This window comes from Bordetella genomosp. 5 (assembly GCF_002261475.1).
Classification (GTDB): Bacteria; Pseudomonadota; Gammaproteobacteria; order Burkholderiales; family Burkholderiaceae_B; genus Bordetella.
The window spans coordinates 201,309-218,215 of the sequence record NZ_NEVN01000011.1 but is presented as its reverse complement, the minus strand read 5'-3'; the positions used below and the strand labels follow the sequence as shown (position 1 = coordinate 218,215).

At 67.2% G+C, this 16,907-nt stretch carries 14 protein-coding genes; 4 read left to right on the top strand and 10 right to left on the bottom strand.

The window, feature by feature from the left end; translation table 11 throughout:
* The first annotated feature begins 111 nt into the window (after positions 1 to 111).
* The 3 genes from CEK29_RS20510 to CEK29_RS20500 all read left to right on the top strand — a co-directional run bounded on the left by CEK29_RS20510 (position 112) and on the right by CEK29_RS20500 (position 3,429).
* A complete protein-coding gene (locus CEK29_RS20510) occupies positions 112 to 1,470 on the top strand; it encodes an MATE family efflux transporter (RefSeq protein WP_094859175.1) in 1,359 nt (452 codons plus the stop codon).
* A gap of 120 nt (positions 1,471 to 1,590) precedes the next feature.
* Positions 1,591 to 2,541: a GlxA family transcriptional regulator gene (locus CEK29_RS20505; RefSeq protein ID WP_094859200.1), complete on the top strand. Its 951-nt coding sequence runs from the start codon at positions 1,591 to 1,593 to the stop codon at positions 2,539 to 2,541.
* Between the two features lie 129 nt (positions 2,542 to 2,670).
* A complete protein-coding gene (locus CEK29_RS20500; protein WP_094859174.1) occupies positions 2,671 to 3,429 on the top strand; it encodes an SDR family oxidoreductase in 759 nt (252 codons plus the stop codon).
* A 148-nt stretch (positions 3,430 to 3,577) separates the two neighbouring features.
* Here CEK29_RS20500 and CEK29_RS20495 read toward each other — a convergent pair whose 3' ends face one another.
* The 3 genes from CEK29_RS20495 to CEK29_RS20485 all read right to left on the bottom strand — a co-directional run bounded on the left by CEK29_RS20495 (position 3,578) and on the right by CEK29_RS20485 (position 6,230).
* Positions 3,578 to 4,489 (bottom strand): bifunctional GNAT family N-acetyltransferase/nucleoside diphosphate kinase regulator, encoded by a 912-nt coding sequence (locus tag CEK29_RS20495; protein WP_094804297.1) that lies wholly within the window; start codon positions 4,487 to 4,489, stop codon positions 3,578 to 3,580.
* Positions 4,490 to 4,563: 74 nt separating this feature from the next.
* Positions 4,564 to 5,706, bottom strand: a complete 1,143-nt coding sequence (locus tag CEK29_RS20490) for an MFS transporter (RefSeq protein ID WP_094859173.1) — start codon at positions 5,704 to 5,706, stop codon at positions 4,564 to 4,566.
* Entirely contained in the window at positions 5,703 to 6,230 is a 528-nt protein-coding gene (locus CEK29_RS20485) for a TetR/AcrR family transcriptional regulator (RefSeq protein WP_094859172.1), read from the bottom strand. The genes CEK29_RS20490 and CEK29_RS20485 overlap by 4 nt, the downstream gene beginning before the upstream one ends.
* A 450-nt stretch (positions 6,231 to 6,680) precedes the next feature.
* On the opposite strand from CEK29_RS20485, the gene CEK29_RS20480 reads away from it, so the two are divergent.
* Complete coding sequence (locus CEK29_RS20480; protein ID WP_094859171.1) at positions 6,681 to 7,235, top strand: class I SAM-dependent methyltransferase; 555 nt, start codon at positions 6,681 to 6,683, stop codon at positions 7,233 to 7,235.
* A gap of 77 nt (positions 7,236 to 7,312) precedes the next feature.
* Here CEK29_RS20480 and CEK29_RS20475 read toward each other — a convergent pair whose 3' ends face one another.
* The 7 genes from CEK29_RS20475 to CEK29_RS20445 form a co-directional block, all read right to left on the bottom strand.
* On the bottom strand, positions 7,313 to 7,804 hold the full coding sequence (locus tag CEK29_RS20475) for a hypothetical protein (protein WP_094859170.1): 492 nt from the start codon (positions 7,802 to 7,804) through the stop codon (positions 7,313 to 7,315).
* Entirely contained in the window at positions 7,797 to 9,059 is a 1,263-nt protein-coding gene (pgaC, locus tag CEK29_RS20470; protein ID WP_440588338.1) for a poly-beta-1,6-N-acetyl-D-glucosamine synthase, read from the bottom strand. Before pgaC ends, CEK29_RS20475 begins: the two co-directional genes overlap by 8 nt.
* Positions 9,059 to 11,170, bottom strand: a complete 2,112-nt coding sequence (pgaB, locus tag CEK29_RS20465; protein ID WP_094859169.1) for a poly-beta-1,6-N-acetyl-D-glucosamine N-deacetylase PgaB — start codon at positions 11,168 to 11,170, stop codon at positions 9,059 to 9,061. Before pgaB ends, pgaC begins: the two co-directional genes overlap by 1 nt.
* A 12-nt stretch (positions 11,171 to 11,182) precedes the next feature.
* Positions 11,183 to 13,726, bottom strand: a complete 2,544-nt coding sequence (gene pgaA / locus CEK29_RS20460) for a poly-beta-1,6 N-acetyl-D-glucosamine export porin PgaA (protein WP_094859168.1) — start codon at positions 13,724 to 13,726, stop codon at positions 11,183 to 11,185.
* Positions 13,727 to 14,106: 380 nt separating this feature from the next.
* On the bottom strand, positions 14,107 to 14,841 hold the full coding sequence (locus CEK29_RS20455; protein WP_094804227.1) for an ABC transporter ATP-binding protein: 735 nt from the start codon (positions 14,839 to 14,841) through the stop codon (positions 14,107 to 14,109).
* 21 nt (positions 14,842 to 14,862) lie between these two features.
* Positions 14,863 to 15,735: an ABC transporter permease gene (locus CEK29_RS20450; protein WP_094859167.1), complete on the bottom strand. Its 873-nt coding sequence runs from the start codon at positions 15,733 to 15,735 to the stop codon at positions 14,863 to 14,865.
* Position 15,736: 1 nt separating this feature from the next.
* Positions 15,737 to 16,708, bottom strand: a complete 972-nt coding sequence (locus CEK29_RS20445) for an aliphatic sulfonate ABC transporter substrate-binding protein (protein WP_094804223.1) — start codon at positions 16,706 to 16,708, stop codon at positions 15,737 to 15,739.
* Between the last annotated feature and the right edge of the window lie 199 nt (positions 16,709 to 16,907).

The window sequence follows — 16,907 nt, the reverse complement described above, 5'->3', positions numbered from 1 at the left end:
GCGATCAGGTTCGTCAGGCCCATATGGCGCAAATCGCCGTGTATTTGACATGTCGGTTATTGCGACCTTGGCATATGCTGCCCTCGCCCAGGACCTTCTTCGAGTGCCGTCGTGACAGCGCAGACGCATCCCCGCAGCCGTGACGCCCATACCGAGCGCCTGCTTACCGCCCCGATTTTTCCGGTGATGTTGTCGCTGGCCGGCCCGACGCTGTTGGTGATGCTCACCCAGACGCTCGTGGGATTGTTGGAGGTGTGGTTTCTGTCGCGGCTTGGGGAGGACGTGCTGGCGGGTGTGTCGGTCGTGTTCCCCTTGTTGGCGTTGACGACGGCGCTCGCGACCGGCGCGGTGGGTGGGGGCATGCTCGGCGGGGTGGCCCGGGCGCTTGGACGCGACGATCGTGCGCAGGCCAATGCGCTGGTCTGGCATGCCGTGGCCATTGCGTTGGCGTTCGGGGTCGGCACGGCGGGGCTAGTCCTGACGTTTGGCGGCGCGGTGTTCGGCGCCATGGGAGCGAGCGGGGAAGCGTTGGGGTACGCCAACCGCTATGCTGCCGTCGTCTTCGGCGGCGCGCCGCTGATATGGCTATTCAATGCCTTGCTGGCCGTCATCCGGGGCAGTGGCAATGTCGTTTTGCCGATGCGGGTGGTGTGCGGCGGCGGGATCATCCTGATACCGGTATCGTGGCTGCTGATTTTCGGTGCGGCAGACTTTCGAGGGCTGGGCGTGACCGGCGGCGCGCTGGCGATGGTTTTGTACTACGCCGCCGGCAGCCTGATTTTCGCGATCTATCTCTGGCGCGGCCAAGGAGTGTTGCGGCCTTCTGCCAGACCGCCGCGGCTACAGGGTGGTCTCTTCGCCGACATTCTCAAGGTCGGCGGGGTGTCGGCGCTCATTGCCACGAGTACCAATCTCACCATTGCCGTCGTGACCGGTTATGTCGGGTCTTACGGTCTGGCGGCGGTGGCGGGATACGGTGCGGCCGCCCGATTGGAGTTCCTGTTGGTGCCGATCAGTTTCGGCATCGGCGGGCCCGCCGCGATTCTGATCGGCACCAATGCGGCGGCCGGCAGGCACGATCGCGCACGCCGCGCCGCGTTGATCGCCGCCTGTCTGGGCTTTGCGGTGGCGGAAACCATCGGGCTGTTGGCCGCGATTTGGCCCGAGGTTTGGCTGCGCGCGTTTTTGACGGACCCGCTGAGTCTGGCGACGGGAAGCGCATATCTGCGCCATGTCGGCCCTTTCTTTGGTTTCTTCGGCCTTGGCTTCACGCAGTACTGCGCGGCGCAGGGCACCGGAAAAATGACGGTGCCTTTGATCGGGGCGATGGCGCGCACGGCGATTGCGGTGGGCGGCGGCCTGATCGCCACCACGCAGGCCGGACTGTTCACCAGCGTGGGCCTGGGTATGGCGGCGTTTGCCGCGGCGGGGCTCTATGCGCTGATGCGCGATTGGCGAAAACAGGAATGACGAAGGGCGGCGTCCGGCGTCGACATGGCGCAACAGCGCGCGAAGGTTTCGGTAAACAACGTGGATGCCGTTCCACGTGCCGGATTAAGCTGATCTTCACTTGCTTGAAAAGGACGCATGATGCGGCACGTGGGTTTGATCCTGGAGGATGGCTTCCAGCTGATGGGTCTGGCGGCGCTCTCCGCTTTTGAACTGGCCAACGCCGAGCTGGGCGATAAGGGCTATCGGCTGACGGTGTTGTCCGAGAAGGGCGGCACGATCAGGTCGTCGATGAATGCGGGGATCGAGACGACACCGCTCGGGGTCATGCCCGACACGCTGATGGTCGCCGGTCAGCTGGCGCCCCAAGATATTTCGCCGGGGCTGCGCGCGTATCTCGTCCGCGCGGGCAAGCACGCGCGTCGCGTGGCTGGGGTGTGCACGGGCGCCTTCGTGCTGGCGCAGGCGGGTCTGCTCGACGGGCGCGCCGCCACCACGCACTGGGCGCACGCACGCACGCTTCAGGCGCGCTTTCCGAAGGTCCGGGTCGAGGAGGACCGCATATTCATCCGGGACGGCAATGTCTGGACGTCGGCGGGAATGTCGTCGGCGATCGACCTGACGCTGGCGCTGATCGAAGAGGACCATGGCTCCACGCTTTCGCGAGCACTGGCGCGCAAGCTGGTGGTCTACCATCGGCGTCATGGCGGCCAGTCGCAATTCTCGGCGATGCTGGCACTGGAGCCGCGCTCCGACCGGGTCAAACGCGCGCTCGCTTACGCGCGTGAAAACCTGCGCAATTCCCTGTCGGTCGAAGAGCTTGCCGAGGCGGCCAGCCTGTCACCGCGTCAGTTCAGCCGGGTCTTCCGCGAAGAGACCGGGCGGTCGCCCGCGAAGGCCGTGGAGATGCTGCGGCTGGAAGCCGCGCGCGTCATGCTGGAAGACGGCCGTCACCCCTTGGAAATCGTGGCGCGTGACACGGGTTTCGCCGATCGTGATCGGATGCGGCGCGCCTTCCTGCGCAATCTCGGGCAGCCTCCGGCCAGCGTGAAACGGGGGTTGATGGCGACGCAGCACACCGAGCCCGCCTGAACGACGGCGGTGAGCCGAGTGTCCTCCTCGTGTCCGTTTTTGCCGGATCTATGACATTTGAGACTTGGCCGTGGCAGCGCATAGTACGTCCATCGAAGGCGCCATCCCGGCGCACCACAAGGACAAATCATGCAGATGACGGGCAACACGATCTTTATCACTGGCGGCACTTCGGGCATCGGCCGCGCGCTCGCGGAGCAGTTTCATTCCCTGGGTAACAAGGTCATCATTGCCGGACGCCGCCAGGCCCTGCTGGATGAAGTCGCCGCGGCCCATCCGGGGATCGAGGGCGTCGCCCTGGACATCTCGGATGCGGACGACATCGACCGGGTCGCCGCGCAACTGATTCGCGACTACCCGACGTTGAACGTGCTGATCAACAACGCCGGCATCATGCCGTTCGACGATCCTTCGGGGGCGATGGACGATGCCGTGTCCCGCCAGATTCTCGCTACGAACCTGCTGGGCCCGATCCGCCTGACGTCTGCGCTGATCGATCACCTGAAGGCGCAGCCGCGCGCGACGATCATCCACAACACCTCGGTTCTGGCCTACGTGCCGATCGCCACCAATGCGGTCTACTCGGCCTCGAAGGCAGCATTGCACTCGTATGCCTTGTCGCAGCGTTTCATGCTCAAGGGCACCCGCGTATCGGTCCAGGAAATCGCGCCTCCGTGGGTGGACACCGACCTGATCAAGAAGAGTGGCGACCCTCGTGCCATGCCGCTGGACGCCTTCATCGCCGAAACGATGAAGGGGCTGGCAACCGATGCGCCGGAGGTATTTGTCGAGGGAATCCGCGCCTTGCGTGACAACCCCGGCATTAACGAACACGCGTTCGTCGATGGCTTCAACGCGGAAATCGCGGCCAATCCGATCCCCGTGTAAGGCACCGGTCTGACGGGCTCGCGTCCGTTCGAACCCCAGTCGGGAGCGTTGCATGTCGACCGCAACGCGTGTCCAGGATTCGCGCGCCCGTTTGTTGCCGTCCACACCGGCGCGTCCCGGTCGGGGGCCCCCTCTCGACCGCCCACTCCTACAAATGAAAATCCCCGGCCGCTTCCGGCTGGTACAGCACCTTTTCGATGTGAATGCGGTGCGTGCGGTTCGATACGCGCCAGTCGATCGCGTCGCCGGCCTTGTAGCCGAGGATGGCGGTGCCGATGCCGGAGCTCACGGAAAGCTTGCGAGCGCCGTCGTCGGCGTCCTGGGGATAGACCAGGTCCACTTCCATCTTCTCGTCGTTCAGGTGCAGGACGGCGCGCGAGTTCATGGTGACGACGTCGGGCGCGACTTGCGCCGGGGCGACGACGATGGCGCGCTCGATTTCGTGCTCCAGCTCGAAAATGTCCGGCGCGGTCTCGAGGGCGATCAGGTCTTGCAGGCGGGTCTTGTCGATCTCGGTGACGTAAATGTCGGATGCGGTGCCGATGGCGTTGTCGCGCAGGTGCTGGCGGTAGCGGTCCGAGGTCATGGAGAAGGACTTCAGCGTGGCGGTTTCGCTGTCGAGCAGGAAGCCGCTGCGCAGAAAGGCGTTGACCGAGCGCGTGTTGTCGACGTGGATCTTGGCGATCAGTTTGTCGGCGCGCATCTCGAGGAAGGCGAGTTTCATGCCTTCGCCGATTGCGCTGGCGCCGAGCCTGCGGCCCCAGTTGTCGCGGTTGCCGATGACCAGCACGATTTCGCAGTCGGTGCCGGTCTGGACGAGCCGCACGAAGCCGACGGGCACGTCATGGCGGTCGTACGCCATGAAAAACCGGCCGCCCTGATTGAACAGGTGGGTGAGCGTGGGCAGTTGAACGCGGCCGACGAGCTGTTCGATGAATCGCGAGACATGCCGCGAATCGCTCAGATAGCGTGTGACGCTCTCGTCGTCCAACCATTCAATCAAGTCGAGCGCGTTGGCCCGAGTGATCTCCGGGCACAGCGCAATAAAAGGCTTGGTCATCTTCACAAGGTGAGTTGCAAGTATGAAAGCCCTTCATGGCCGTGGCCGTGACGGTTCTTTCTGAAGAGCCCGCATTATAGGCCGGCGGGCGTTTCGTGCGCGGCCGTGCGCACCAGCCCCGCGCTCAGTGCCAGCGCCGCGAAGCCGATGACCGCCGCGTCGGGAGAGACATGGTTCATCACGGCGGCGAAGAGCGGGGCGCCCAGGGTCTGGCCGATGGCGAGAAAGAGGAAGCTGATGGTGAGGCCGGTGGCGGGGCGGTCGGGCAGCGCGGTGACGCCCCACACGAGATAGACGCCGGTGAGGGTGATGTAGGCCAGGCCGAAGAGGGCACCTCCAGCCAGCGCGAGGGCGGCGCTGGTGCCAGCCTTGCCGACGAGCAGCGTGCCCACGGCCAGGGCCGCGAGAAACGCGACATGAACGAGGCGGATGCCGAAGCGTCGCATCAGCAGGCCGGCGCTCGCGCCCGCGACGCCCGCGATGCCGATGGCGATCCAGAGCCAGCCGGCGCTGGCTTCGTCCCATCCCAGCCGCAACATCGCGAGCTGGCTGCCGAAGGACCAGACGGCGGTGCTGGCGGCGCCGGTGAGTAGCGAGGCGGCCACGAGGCGCTTGAGGGAGCGGTTCAGCTTGGGCAGGCCGCCCCGCGCGGTGGTGTGCGACGGGGACGCGGGCGGCACGCTGCGCGCGATGGCGACGGCCATCAGCACGGCGGTGAGCGCGAACAGGCCGTACACCCAGCGCCATGGCAGCCCGAGCATCAGCGCGATCACGCCGGCGAGTGCGACGCCCGCGCTGGTGCCGGCGTTGATGATGGTGTTGGTCGCGTCCTGTCTGCGCGCCTCGACCACGGCACTGACGGCGGCGGCCAGGGGCGGGGACACGAGCCCGGTGCTCACGCCTGCCAGCAGCACCGCCACGGCCAGCAGCAGGGCCGATGGCGCGAGCGCGATGCCCGTCATGCCGATCGCGGCGATCAGGGCCGCGGCGAGCGCCGCGGTGCGCGCGCCCACGCGTTCGGTAAGCCAGGCGGACATCACGATGGCAAGGCAGTAGCCGAGAAACGAGCCGCCGGAGATGAGCCCCGCCAGCATGGGCGGCAGCGACAGCTCGGCATCGATCTGCGGCAGGAACAGGCCGAATGCGAAGCGCGCGAAGCCGTAGCAGACGGCGATGAGGCCGAATCCGGCGGCGGCGAGGCGCGCGTCGGCGCTCATCGATCGGCGTGCGCCATCAGCACCGCGGCGGCGCGGCGGGCGGCGGTGATGGCCTGCGGGCCGCGATAGATCGCGGTGGCGGTGGCCCCTTCGAACAGGACGACGATCTGTTCGGCGAGCGATTTGTGGCCACGGCCACCCAGCTCGTGCTGGACGATGGCGCGAATGCGATCGGCGACCGCGTTTTTGTGGGCCAGGACGGCGGCTTCGATCTCCGGCGTGGCGCCGCCCGTTTCGCCATGCGCGCGCAGGAACAGGCAGCCATGCGCGCCTTCGTCGCGGATCCATTGGTCGAGTGTGTCGAAGACTTCAGACACGGTGTTCACGCGCAGCAGCGCCATGAAACGTTGGTCGCGGCCGGCGAGCACGCTCGCGATGAGCGCGGTCTTGCTGCCGGCATGCTTGTACAGCGTGCGGCTCGACATCTCGGCGGCCTGCGCGAGGTCGTCCATGCCGGTCTGGCCGAAACCCTTGCGATGGAAGAGCGCTTCGGCGGCCTGCATGAGCTTGGTGTGCGTATCCATGCGGTCAGTGTAAAACGATCGTTTTACATGCGTCAACGTGTGGGCTCCCGAGCGCAAGGGTGAACGGGGTGGGGAATCTTGTCCGTAATCAGCGAAGTGTTACGAGGCATCTCGATCGGCCATCGCGCGGGACGCCCATGCTAGGGTGTCGCTGAAGCGAAATCGTCGGTTATTTTCGGCGTCGCGGCCCGGCCGCGCGCGTCTTCAGAATCGCTTAAGAATTTGCCTGCATGCTCGCCCTCAAACGAGGCGCTGGCAGCGCGAGCGAGGCGTCTTGCCTCGTGACGCCGCGGGTGTCATTCACAAGCGGATCCCCGGCCACGGGCGGGATCCAGGCATCAAAGGAAGTGCATGATTTCAAAGCTGTCAGGAAGGCTCAATGCTTTCCCGAGCGCCGCCTTACGCAATGTCCTCCCGTGGTTCAACGAGCGTCGGCAGTTTCTGTCGGCGATGCTGGAAAATCCTTCGGCCATCGGCGCCATCGCGCCGTCGAGCGCGGCATTGGCCCGCGCGATCACCGATACGGTGCGCCCCGGCGCGGGCCTGGTGCTCGAGCTGGGTTGCGGCACGGGAGTGTTCACCCGCGAGATCGTGCGGCGCGGCGTGTGGCCGCGCGAGCTGGTGCTGGTCGAGCGTGATGCCGGCATGTGCGGCGCGTTGCGCGAACAATTTCCGCGGGCCACGGTGCTCGATACGCCGGCGCAGGAGCTGGCCGCCGAGCTGGCCGCGCTCGAGCCCATCGCCACGACGATCTGCGGTTTGCCGCTACTGAATTTCAGCGACGCGGATACCTTCCGCATCCTGACTACGGCGTTCGATGCGATGACCGAAGACGGTTCGCTGCATCTCTTCACGTATGGCTGGCGCTGCCCGGTTTCTCCGGTCGTGCTCGACGCCTGCGGGCTGCAGGCGCGGCGGCGTCATTTCGTGCCGCTCAATCTGCCGCCGGCCTCGGTGTATGTGCTCGAAAGAAAGTCGAGCGGGAGCGGCCGCGACGCCCGCTGAGGGCCGAACGCGGGGCCCCGCGTCGGGTTGAGCCCGGACGCCGGCCACCCGCGCGTGGGCCCGGCCTCGCGCTGCGTTCAGCGCCGCTCGCGCCGGCGCACGGGTTCGCCCAGCGGTTTGACGACGGCAGCGCGGAACTGGCCTTCGTCGTCGTGCATCGCCACCAGGCTGCGCGCGCGTTGCCAGAGCGACATCTCACGCACCGGCACGCGTGCCACGGCGGCCACGTCCTGCACGCCCACCGGCCGAGCCTTCGCGGGTGTGTCGGCCTCGTCGTTTTCCTTGTTGCCGCGATGGCGCACCAGCCGCGCGGTGATCAGCATGACGGCCGCGAGCATGCAGACGCCGATGGCGCAGATCAGCAGGAAACGGCGGTCTTCGGCAGACTCGGCCGTGGTCATGAAGAAATCCCAATACACGAAGAACATGAAGCCGGCCCAGACGGCCACGAGCAGCAGCGGCCGCAGAATCGTGAGCCAGAGCCAGCGGCCCGCGCCCGCCGGCCCGGACACCCGCAGCCAGGTCGACAGCGAACGATCGGTGTTGTCGATGATGGGCTCTTTAGGCATCTCTCTCTCCTCTGTCCGGGCTGACCCAGACGGCGCGTTTGCCGCGGCTGCGCATCAGCACCGCGGGCACGGAGGTCACGGTCGTGACCATGTTGATGAACCAGAATCCAACCGGATACCAGAACGTCCAGAAGTAGTAGCGCAGCAGGCCGCGGTCGTATTTGCGATCGACCAGCATGCTGGTGAGGATCTGCAGCATGCAGGCGATCGCCAGCAGCAGGCCGTGCCACTGCGGCAGCAAGCCCACGCGCCACGCGCCGGGCAGGCCGAGCGCGGTGCCGATGAGGCCGCCTAGCAGGACCAGCGCCATCAGGTAGGCCCACAGCACGCTCAGACAGTACTCGGCGTAGATCGGCCACATGCGGCGCATGTGCCAGCGCGCGACCTGCGGCGTGTACTTGAACAGCGTCTGCACGCCGCCCATGGCCCAGCGCAGGCGCTGGCGCCACAGGCCGCGCAGCGTTTCGGGCGTGAGGATCCAGCTCAGCGCCTGCGGCTCGAAACCGATGCGCCAGCCCGCCAGCTGCAGTTTCCAGCTGATGTCGATGTCTTCGGTGAGCATCTCCACGCTCCAGAAGTTCACGTCGACCAGGGCTTGGCGGCGAAACATCACGATGACGCCCGACACGGTGAAGAGGCGGCCGTAGAGTTGCTGCGTGCGCTTGATGAGGCCGATGATCGACGAGAACTCGCCCACCTGCATGCGGCCCAGCAGCGTGGTGCGGCTGCGGATGCGCGGATTGCCGGTAATGGCCGCAACCTTGCCGTCGCGCAGGAAGTGCCGCAGCAGCCAGGGGATCGCATTGCTGTCGAGCAGCGAGTCGCCGTCGATGCCGAGCACGTACTCGCCCTGCGCGAGCAGCGAGGCGGTGGTGAGCGCCACGGCCTTGCCCTGGTTATGGTTCTGATGCACGACGCGCAGGCGCGGATGCCGCAGGGCCAGCGCGCTCAGCCGGTCGCCCGTGCCGTCGGTGCTGCCGTCGTTGACCGCGATCACTTCGTAATCGGGGTAGTTCAGCGCCATCAGCGCTTCGATCACCTCGTCGATGTTGTCCTCCTCGTTGAAGCATGGCACGAGGATGCTGACCATCGGGATCGAGGGCAGCAGCGACAGCGGATCGATGTCGCCCTGTTCTTTGCGCTCGAACTGGTAGTAGTGCGCGATGCCACCCGTGATCCACAGCCATGCCATGCAGAACGGGTAGTAGAAGACGTAGGCGAGCACGAGGCTGGCGGCGAGGTCCCAGGTCATCATCATCGCGCACCCCGGCTCATGGACGGCGGCGTCGCGACGGCGGCGGGATCGGCCGCGCCCGTGGCGTTCACCGGGTCGCGGAAGAACTCGCGGCCCAGCGTCTGCTGGATCGACAGGTGCGGCTTCACGGCGTCGAGCGCCGGCTGGTCGTTGAGGAAGTCATCCGGGTAGTAGCCGAGATTGCGCACGCCGGCCTGGCGCAGCAGCGCCAGGTGGCGGTTCATCACGCTGTCCGGGATCGGCTTGCCGGTGCGCCAGTCGCGCGCCTGCAGTTCGAACAGCGTGCGCGGCGCGGCGCCGGGCACCGCGGCCACCACGCGCGCGAGCTTGCGCAGCCAGGCGTCGGGGTCGGGCGCGTTCTCCATATAGGGCATGGCTTCGAGCGCGGTGTAGTCGTAAGCCTGGACGAACTGTTCGAAGTTCTGGGCGAAGTAGGCTTCGCTTTCGGGCTCGAGCAGCGGCAGGGTGTACATGTTGCGCGCGGTGCTGAGCACCGGCTGCCACTGGCGCAGGATGCCGGTGAGTTCGTGCGTGAAGTCGATGAGCGCCTGCGTCTTCAGCTTCGTCCAGCGCTGCTTCAGCGGCGCGGACGCGCGAATGGCGGCCACGTCGGCGGGCAGGCCCCAGCTCGCGTAGGTCTGCAGCGCCGCCGGGCTGGCGTCTTCGAAGTCGTTGAACATCGCGTCGTCGTGATACAGCACGCCCGCGAACGAGGCATGCCGGCCCAGGTCTTCGTAGATATCGAAGATGGCCTGGCGTGCCTGCGGATCGAAGATCGACAGCCGCGAGTACGTGTCGGCCGCGCCGGCAGGCGCGCCCGGCATCTGCTGCACGCGGCGTTGCGCGGCGGGGTCGGATGCCGGCAGTTCGAACGACGATACCGGCATCCACGCATAGACCCGCACGCGGGCGCGGGTGCTCAATTGCCACGACACGCGATTGAAAAGGTCCGCGCGCATGGGCATGCGGCGGCTGGGAAAGTACAGGGCGTCCGCCACCCCATCGCCATCGGGATCCGCAAAGGCCTGCAGGAACACGCTGCTGGGCTGGATGCGGCGCACACGGTCGAGCAGGCGCGACAGATTGCGCTCCTGCTGCACCGGATCGGGGTCGTACACGTAGTCCAGATCCACATGCATGATGCGATTGACTTCGACGTGGCGCGCGTCGGCCGGCGCGGGCGAGCGCAACTCGCGCAGCAGCTCCGGCCCTTCATCCTCGTACGTCATCAGTCCGCGCCGGATGCGGTCCAGCGACACGCTCGGCGTGTTGGGGCCGTCGTCCAGCGTCATCGCGATCGGCAGGCCGACGTCGCGCGCGGCGCTGATCGCGGCTTCGTTGTACGAGCCGTATGGCCACACGATCGCGCGCACCTTGGCGCCGGTGTGCCGCTCGATCTCTTCCTTGTTGCGCTTGAGGTCGGCGGAGATCCGCGCGCGATACGCCGCCTCCGATTCGTACGTGTCGCTCGCGGCGTCGTAGCGGTGGGCGGTGGCCGCGGGCAGCAGGTTGCCCTGCGGATTGGCGGGAATGCCGCGATGCATGGCGTCGGTATGGCCGGCCAGCTCGACCAGGCCCGACTGCGCCATCTCGCGCGCTTGCGCCCACGTGAGAAAGCGCGCGTTGGGCAACGGCAGCGCGGCGCGCTCGCCGTAGGTGAGCGATCCGGCGGGCGCGTTCATCCAGCCGCTCACGAGCGCCATCACGGCGGGATAGTTGAAGCGCCGCAGCATCGGATAGACCACGGTGTAGGCGCTTTCGTAGCCATCGTCGAAGGTCAGGAGCACGGGCTTGGGCGGCAGCGGTGCGCCGCCCTCGCGCGCCGCGATGATCTGCGACAGGCTGACAGGCTGGTAGCCGGCGCTGCGCAGCCAGGTGAAAGCCGCCAACAGCGTGCTCTCGTCGACCGCGGTGGCGTCGGGCGCGGTCTCGAAGCTGGCGCGCACGTTCTGCCGCACGTCGTGGAAGGTGAGGACGCGGAAGGTCTGGCCGTCGTCCGGATCGGGCGGAAACAGGGGCTGCGCCCACGCGTCGCCCTGCGGCCAGATCGCGGCCGCCGACATCAGGCACGCACACAACAGCAGCCCCAGCGGGCGCATCAATTTCATCATTGGACGCTCCGCTCAGAGAAAGGGGATGGCGAGATTGAGATAGCCGATGGTGCGCCGCTCGCGCTGCCCGTCGTAGGGATGCCAGGCGGTGCCGACGCCGTAGGTCACCGACCAGCCTGGCCGGAAGATCCATTCGTGCTCGTAGCGCAGCCCGTACATGGCTTCAGAGCCGAATCCCGACTGACGGTATGTGCCCGCATTGGCATAGACGCGTTGCACCAGGGTGCGGTGATCGCGCTTCCAGGTCAGCAGTTGATAGCGCGCCTCCAGCTCCACCGAGCCGTCGGAGTCCGGGCTGTAGTAGGGAACATCGCTGCGGCGATTGCGCGAGATATCCGTACGCAGCGTGGTCTGGAATTGCTGCGACGGACCGCTGTACCAGCGCTCGGTCCAGGCCAGCGAGCCGGCGTGGTTCTGGTTGCCGTCGGTATAGTCCATGCGCTGATAGCGCAGGTCGAAGCGGCGCGACTCGTCGACGATGTACGCGGCGGAGGCCTGCATCTGATTGGCCGCGATCCCTGCGTCGTAGGCGCGCCAGGGCACGTCGAGCGCGTTCGTGTCGTACGCCAGCCCGAGCTCGACGTGGTCGCCCCAGCGATAGGTGCCTGCGGCGGCGAAACCGCCGCTGCGCGGGCCGCCGGTGTCGCGATGGGCTTCGCCCTCGAGGGTGAAGCCGTCGCGCTCCCAACGCAGGCCCAGACCGGTGCGGCCGCGATGGGCTCGGCCGTTCTCGGTGTTGCCGTAGGCCCAGGCCTGGCGCGTGAAAAGCCGCCATTGATCGTCCATGAGCCCCGATTGCAGCCGGGCGTCGATGACGAAGTCTTCATCCGACAGGGCGCTGTTGTTGTTGCCCTTGCCGTAGGTGGCATCGACCGTCAGCGTGGGCGCGCGTTGCGCCTTCGCCTCGCGCGCGGTGTTCTGCACCGGGCCGGACTCGGGGTAGTCGGCCTGCAGTTGTTCCACCGTTTCGCGCGCGGCACGGTGCTGTCCGGTGGCGGACAGGCCCTGTGCCACGCTCTCGCGCAGCGGCACGGAGTCCGGGTGATCGACGGCGCTCGTGCGCGCGAGCCTCAGTGCCGTGTGGGGATGCTCGCGCGCGGCTTCGGTGCGCGCCAGGCCGTCGGCGAACGCCGCGTTGAACGGGGCTTCGCGCGTGAGGGCTTGGTAGGTCTCTTCGGCGCGCGCGGGCTGGTCGGTGTAAAGGAAGTACCGGCCGCGCAGATCGCGCACCTCGGTGTAATCGGGATTCGGCGTGTCGGGCAGGGGCGCGAGCCGCACCGTTGGCGGCGTTCCGGCTTCCATTCGGCTCAGCAAGGCTTCCGCCTGACGAAAGCGCGCGGTGTCGATGTAGGCGTAGAAGAGGCCGATGTGGGTGTCGCTGGGCATCGGCAGACGCTCGCCGGCCTCGGCGACGGCGCGCTCGTAGAGCGGCACCGCCAGGTCGGATCGGCGCAGGCGCGCATAGGAATCCGCCGCCGGAGCCAAGCCGTAGTAGGGCACCCGCACGTCTTCGGCCACCAGCGTTTCGTAAAGATCGACGCAGGCCTGGGCCTCGCCGCGCGCGCTCAGCGCCACCAGGCGGTCGAATCGTGCGCGGTTGCGTACCGCCCGCAAGGCCGGGTCGTCGGGCGTGCCGATCTCATCCAGCAGTGTTGCCGAGCGCGCCAGCGCCGCATCGAGGGCGTCGAAGCGCCGCGCGCCGCCGACGATGTCACGCTGTTCGATGCCCCACACGATGTCTTGGCCGACGGCCTGTTGCCGAAGTCCGAGGATCTCCACGGGCGTGAAGAGGGCGGGCTGGCCTGCCTGCCCGGCACCGGCGTTGGCGCGTCGCGCCTCGTCCAGTGCCGCGGCGGCCGCGCCCTGGCGTGCGATCAGATAGATGTCGGCGCGCCGCGCGCTGCGCGAGCCCGGCTCCAGTTCGAGCGCACGGGCATACGCCTGCGACGCCTCGCGAAAGCGCTGAGCCTGCTCTTCGGCGGCGCCGACCAGTTCGGCGGCTGCGGCGCGCACGTCCGCGGGCGCCGTGCTGTCGGCCATCAGCTGGCGCGCCAGGGTGCGGGCGACGTCGGGCGTGCCTTGGTCGAACGCGTATTGCGCCGAGCGCAGGCGCGTGAGCGGGGCGGCGGCGTCGTGCCGACGCAGCGCGATCAGCAGCGCGCGTTCGTCATCGAGCGCCGCTTCGCGGCGCGCCGCCAGGAACAGAGGATCGAGGGCGTAGGCCGGCAGCGTGTGAAAGCCCGCGGCGCGCGCGGCGTTCAGCGCATCGCGATCATGACCCGCGCGGCTCTGCAGCGTGACGTAGTCGGCCAGCACGCGCGCGCGATCCGCGGCGGGCGGCGCATCGGCATCATTGCGGTCGAGCCATTGCCGCAGGATGCGGGCGACGTCGTCCGGATGCTGCGTGGCGGTCTGGCGCACCAGAAAGTCGTGCAGCGAGCTCGAGTAGGCCTGCTGCGCGGCCGCGGGGGTCGCGCAGCCGAGGACAGCGAGAGCGATGAGACTTTTGAGGGAGAGGGAGGAGAGGCGACAGCTTATTAATTTGAGTTCCAGCATCTGCTACAGCACCGATCCATGCCAATCGCGGGCGCGCCTCCCTGTCGTCCGCCGTGTGGACCGGTCAGTCTCTGCCCGCGACGAATTCGCCGCACGACGTCATGCTCGTTATTGGTTATTGGCTCTTGATTTCCAGAAAAAGGTATCAGTGGGCAGGAAGGCATATCGCCAGCGAAGCCGACAAGGTGTGTAGGCCTGTTACGCCGGACGGGAGGCGCCGGCAGAGGTGTAACCGGGAAATAAGAGACGGATGTCTCACCCGGGCAGCGCTTCTAGCGACTCAGAAGTCGCTGATGCAAGGACTTGTTTCTTACATTTGCGCGGGCGGCACGTAAGGCGCGTAACGCACTCGCACTTGCCAGCGTCCGTCTGGCGGGCAGTCAGAGGGCGTGCGCGCCGTGCAGTTGCACCAGCGCGTCTTCCTTCAACGCGGCCAGGATGGCGTCGCCTCGGCTGCGCGGATGCGGGAGTCCGACGGCCAGGCGGGCGCAGACGCGACCGGGTTTGGCGCCCAGCACGAGGACCTCGTCGCCCAGATACAGGGCTTCGTCGATGTCGTGCGTGACGAGCAGGATCGAGATGCCGTAACGCGCGATCAGGCTGAGCACGAGCTCTTGCAGCTTCATGCGTGTGAACGCGTCGACGGCGCTGAAGGGCTCGTCGAGCAGCAGGATCTGCGGGCGCGAGTAGAGGCCGCGCGCGATGGCCGCGCGTTGCGCCATGCCGCCCGAGAGCTGCTTGGGCAAGGCCTTCTCGAAGCCCTTGAGGCCGACGGCGTCGATCAGGTCCTGCACCCAGGCGCGGTCGGGGCGCGCGCCGCTGTCCAGGAAACTGATGTTGTCTTCGAGCGTGAGCCACGGCATGAGGCGCGGCTCTTGAAACACATAAGAGATCGGCGCCTTGCGCTGGCGATCGATAGCGGGGCCCGGGCGCACGTGACCGCGATAGTCTTCATCGAGGCCCGCCGCGATGCGTAGCAGGGTGCTCTTGCCACAGCCGCTCGGGCCGAGCAGTGCCACCACCTGTTGCTCGACGAGTTCGAACTCGACCTGGTCCAGCACCTTGTTGGCGCCGAACCATTTTTCGGCGACGTGGACGTTCAGCAGCGTGGACATGACGGTTCCGGGTTATGGGATTCAGCCGGCGCGGCCGGCGTAGGCATCGCGCCAGCCAAGGCTCTTGACCTCGAAGAAGCGCAGGACCGAGTCGGTCAGCTTGCCCATCACGGCCAGCAGGATGATGGCGACGAGCACCAGGTCGGGCCGCGAGGTCTCGCGGCCGTCGGTCAGCAGATAGCCGATGCCTTTGGTCGCGGCCAGCAGCTCGGCCGCCACGACGCACAGCCAGGCCATCGAAAGCGCCTGCCGCAGGCCGGTGAAGAGATTCGGCAGCGCGGCGGGCACGAAGATGTAGCGCACCAGACGCAAGCTCGAGAAGCCGTACAGCGCGCCCACTTCGACCAGCTTGCGATCGACGTTGCGGATGCCGGCGACAAGATTGAGATAGACGGGGAAGAAGGCGCCGATGGCGATCAGCGTGATCTTGGAGGCCTCGTCGATACCCAGCCAGATCAGCAGCAGCGGCACCCACGCCAGGCCCGGCACGGCGCGCAGCGCCTGGAAACTGGGCTCGAGATAGGCTTCGGCGCGGCGGCTCAGACCCACCCAGGTGCCGATCAGCAGCGCCAGCGCGGCGCCGATGGCGAAGCCGCTGAACACGCGAAACGAGCTGATGCCGATGTGTTGCCACAGCGGGCCGTCGGCCAGGTCCACGATGGTGTCGAACACCTGGCTGGGCGCGGGCATCAGGTAATCGGGCATGGTGCCCGATCGCACCAGCGCCTCGAGACACGCGAGGATCAAGACCGGCAGGACCCAGCCGCGCAGCCATGCGGGCACGCGCCAGCCGGTGCGGGCGGCCGCGGAGCTGTCCGGCGCATGCGCCTGTGCGGGGGGCCGCTCCAGCGGATCGGGCAGGGTGGTGCTGGCGTCGGCCCCGGCGCGGCTCATGTCACTTCTCCTTGGACACCGCCGTGGCCGGCGCCGCGTCGATCAGGGTGGCGAGCGCCTGCTTGGCGTCGGCGTTCTTGCGCAGGATGCCGGACTCCTGCAACAGCGGCACCACCGGTTCGATCGAGGTGATCGTGTAGTCGCCGGGGATCCAGCGGGTGAAGTCGATGCGGCCGAGCTGCTTGGCCGCGACTTCCTTCGGCAGCTTGGTCTCTTCCGCCACGAGGTCCACGATCTCCTGCGGGTGCGCGATGATCCATTGGCGTGCACGTTCGTACGTGCGCACCACCGTCTTGACGGCGTCGGGGTGTTCTTTCAGGAAGGCTTCGTTGGTGTTGAGCACCGCGCCGAGCGCGAACTGCGGATTCGAATACACGGTGCGCGAGCCGCCGACCTTGGCCGCGGCTAGGTGCGGATCGATCCCGACCCAGGCGTCGACGCGGCCCTGTTCCAAGGCGGTCTTGCCCTCGGGATGCTGCAGATGCACGATCTCCACGTCATTGAGCGTGAGCTTGTTCTCGCCCAGCGCGCGCAGCAGATAGAAGTACGGGTCCGTGCCCTTGGTCACGGCGACCTTCTTGCCCTTCAGGTCGGTGATCGACTTGATGGGCGAGTTGGGCAACACCTCCACCGTGCTGGGCTCCGCCCACGAGTAATTGAAGATCACTTTCACGGGCTGGCCGTTGGCGCGCGCCACGAACGACGACACGCTGGAGGTGAGCGCGAAATTCGACGCGCCGCTGTTGAGAAACTCGAGCGAGTTGTTGCTGCCTCGCGTGAATACCCATTTCACCTCGGTGCCGCCGGACTTGAAGGCCTCCTCGAGCCAGCCCTTCTTCTTGATCAGGAGGCTGGGCGGCGAATAGTAGGCGTAGTCCAGCTTGATTTCTTTGAGCGGGGCCTGGGCGTGGGCCGGGGCGGCGAAGGCGGCGCCGGCCGCGAACAGGGAAAGGGCAAACTGACGAAAGCGCATGCGACACCTGACTGACGGGTAGGGCCGGTCCACGATGGCCGGAGGATGAATGTGGCAGTCTAGGGGGCGTGCGGAGCGAGCCCAAATACGATATTCAAGCTAGCTTATTTGCTGTCTGAAACGGGCTCCGGGCGCGGGGCTCGGCGCGGGGCACCCCGGCTCGGGGGCCCCGGCGCGGGGCATCCCGGGGCGGGGCGTC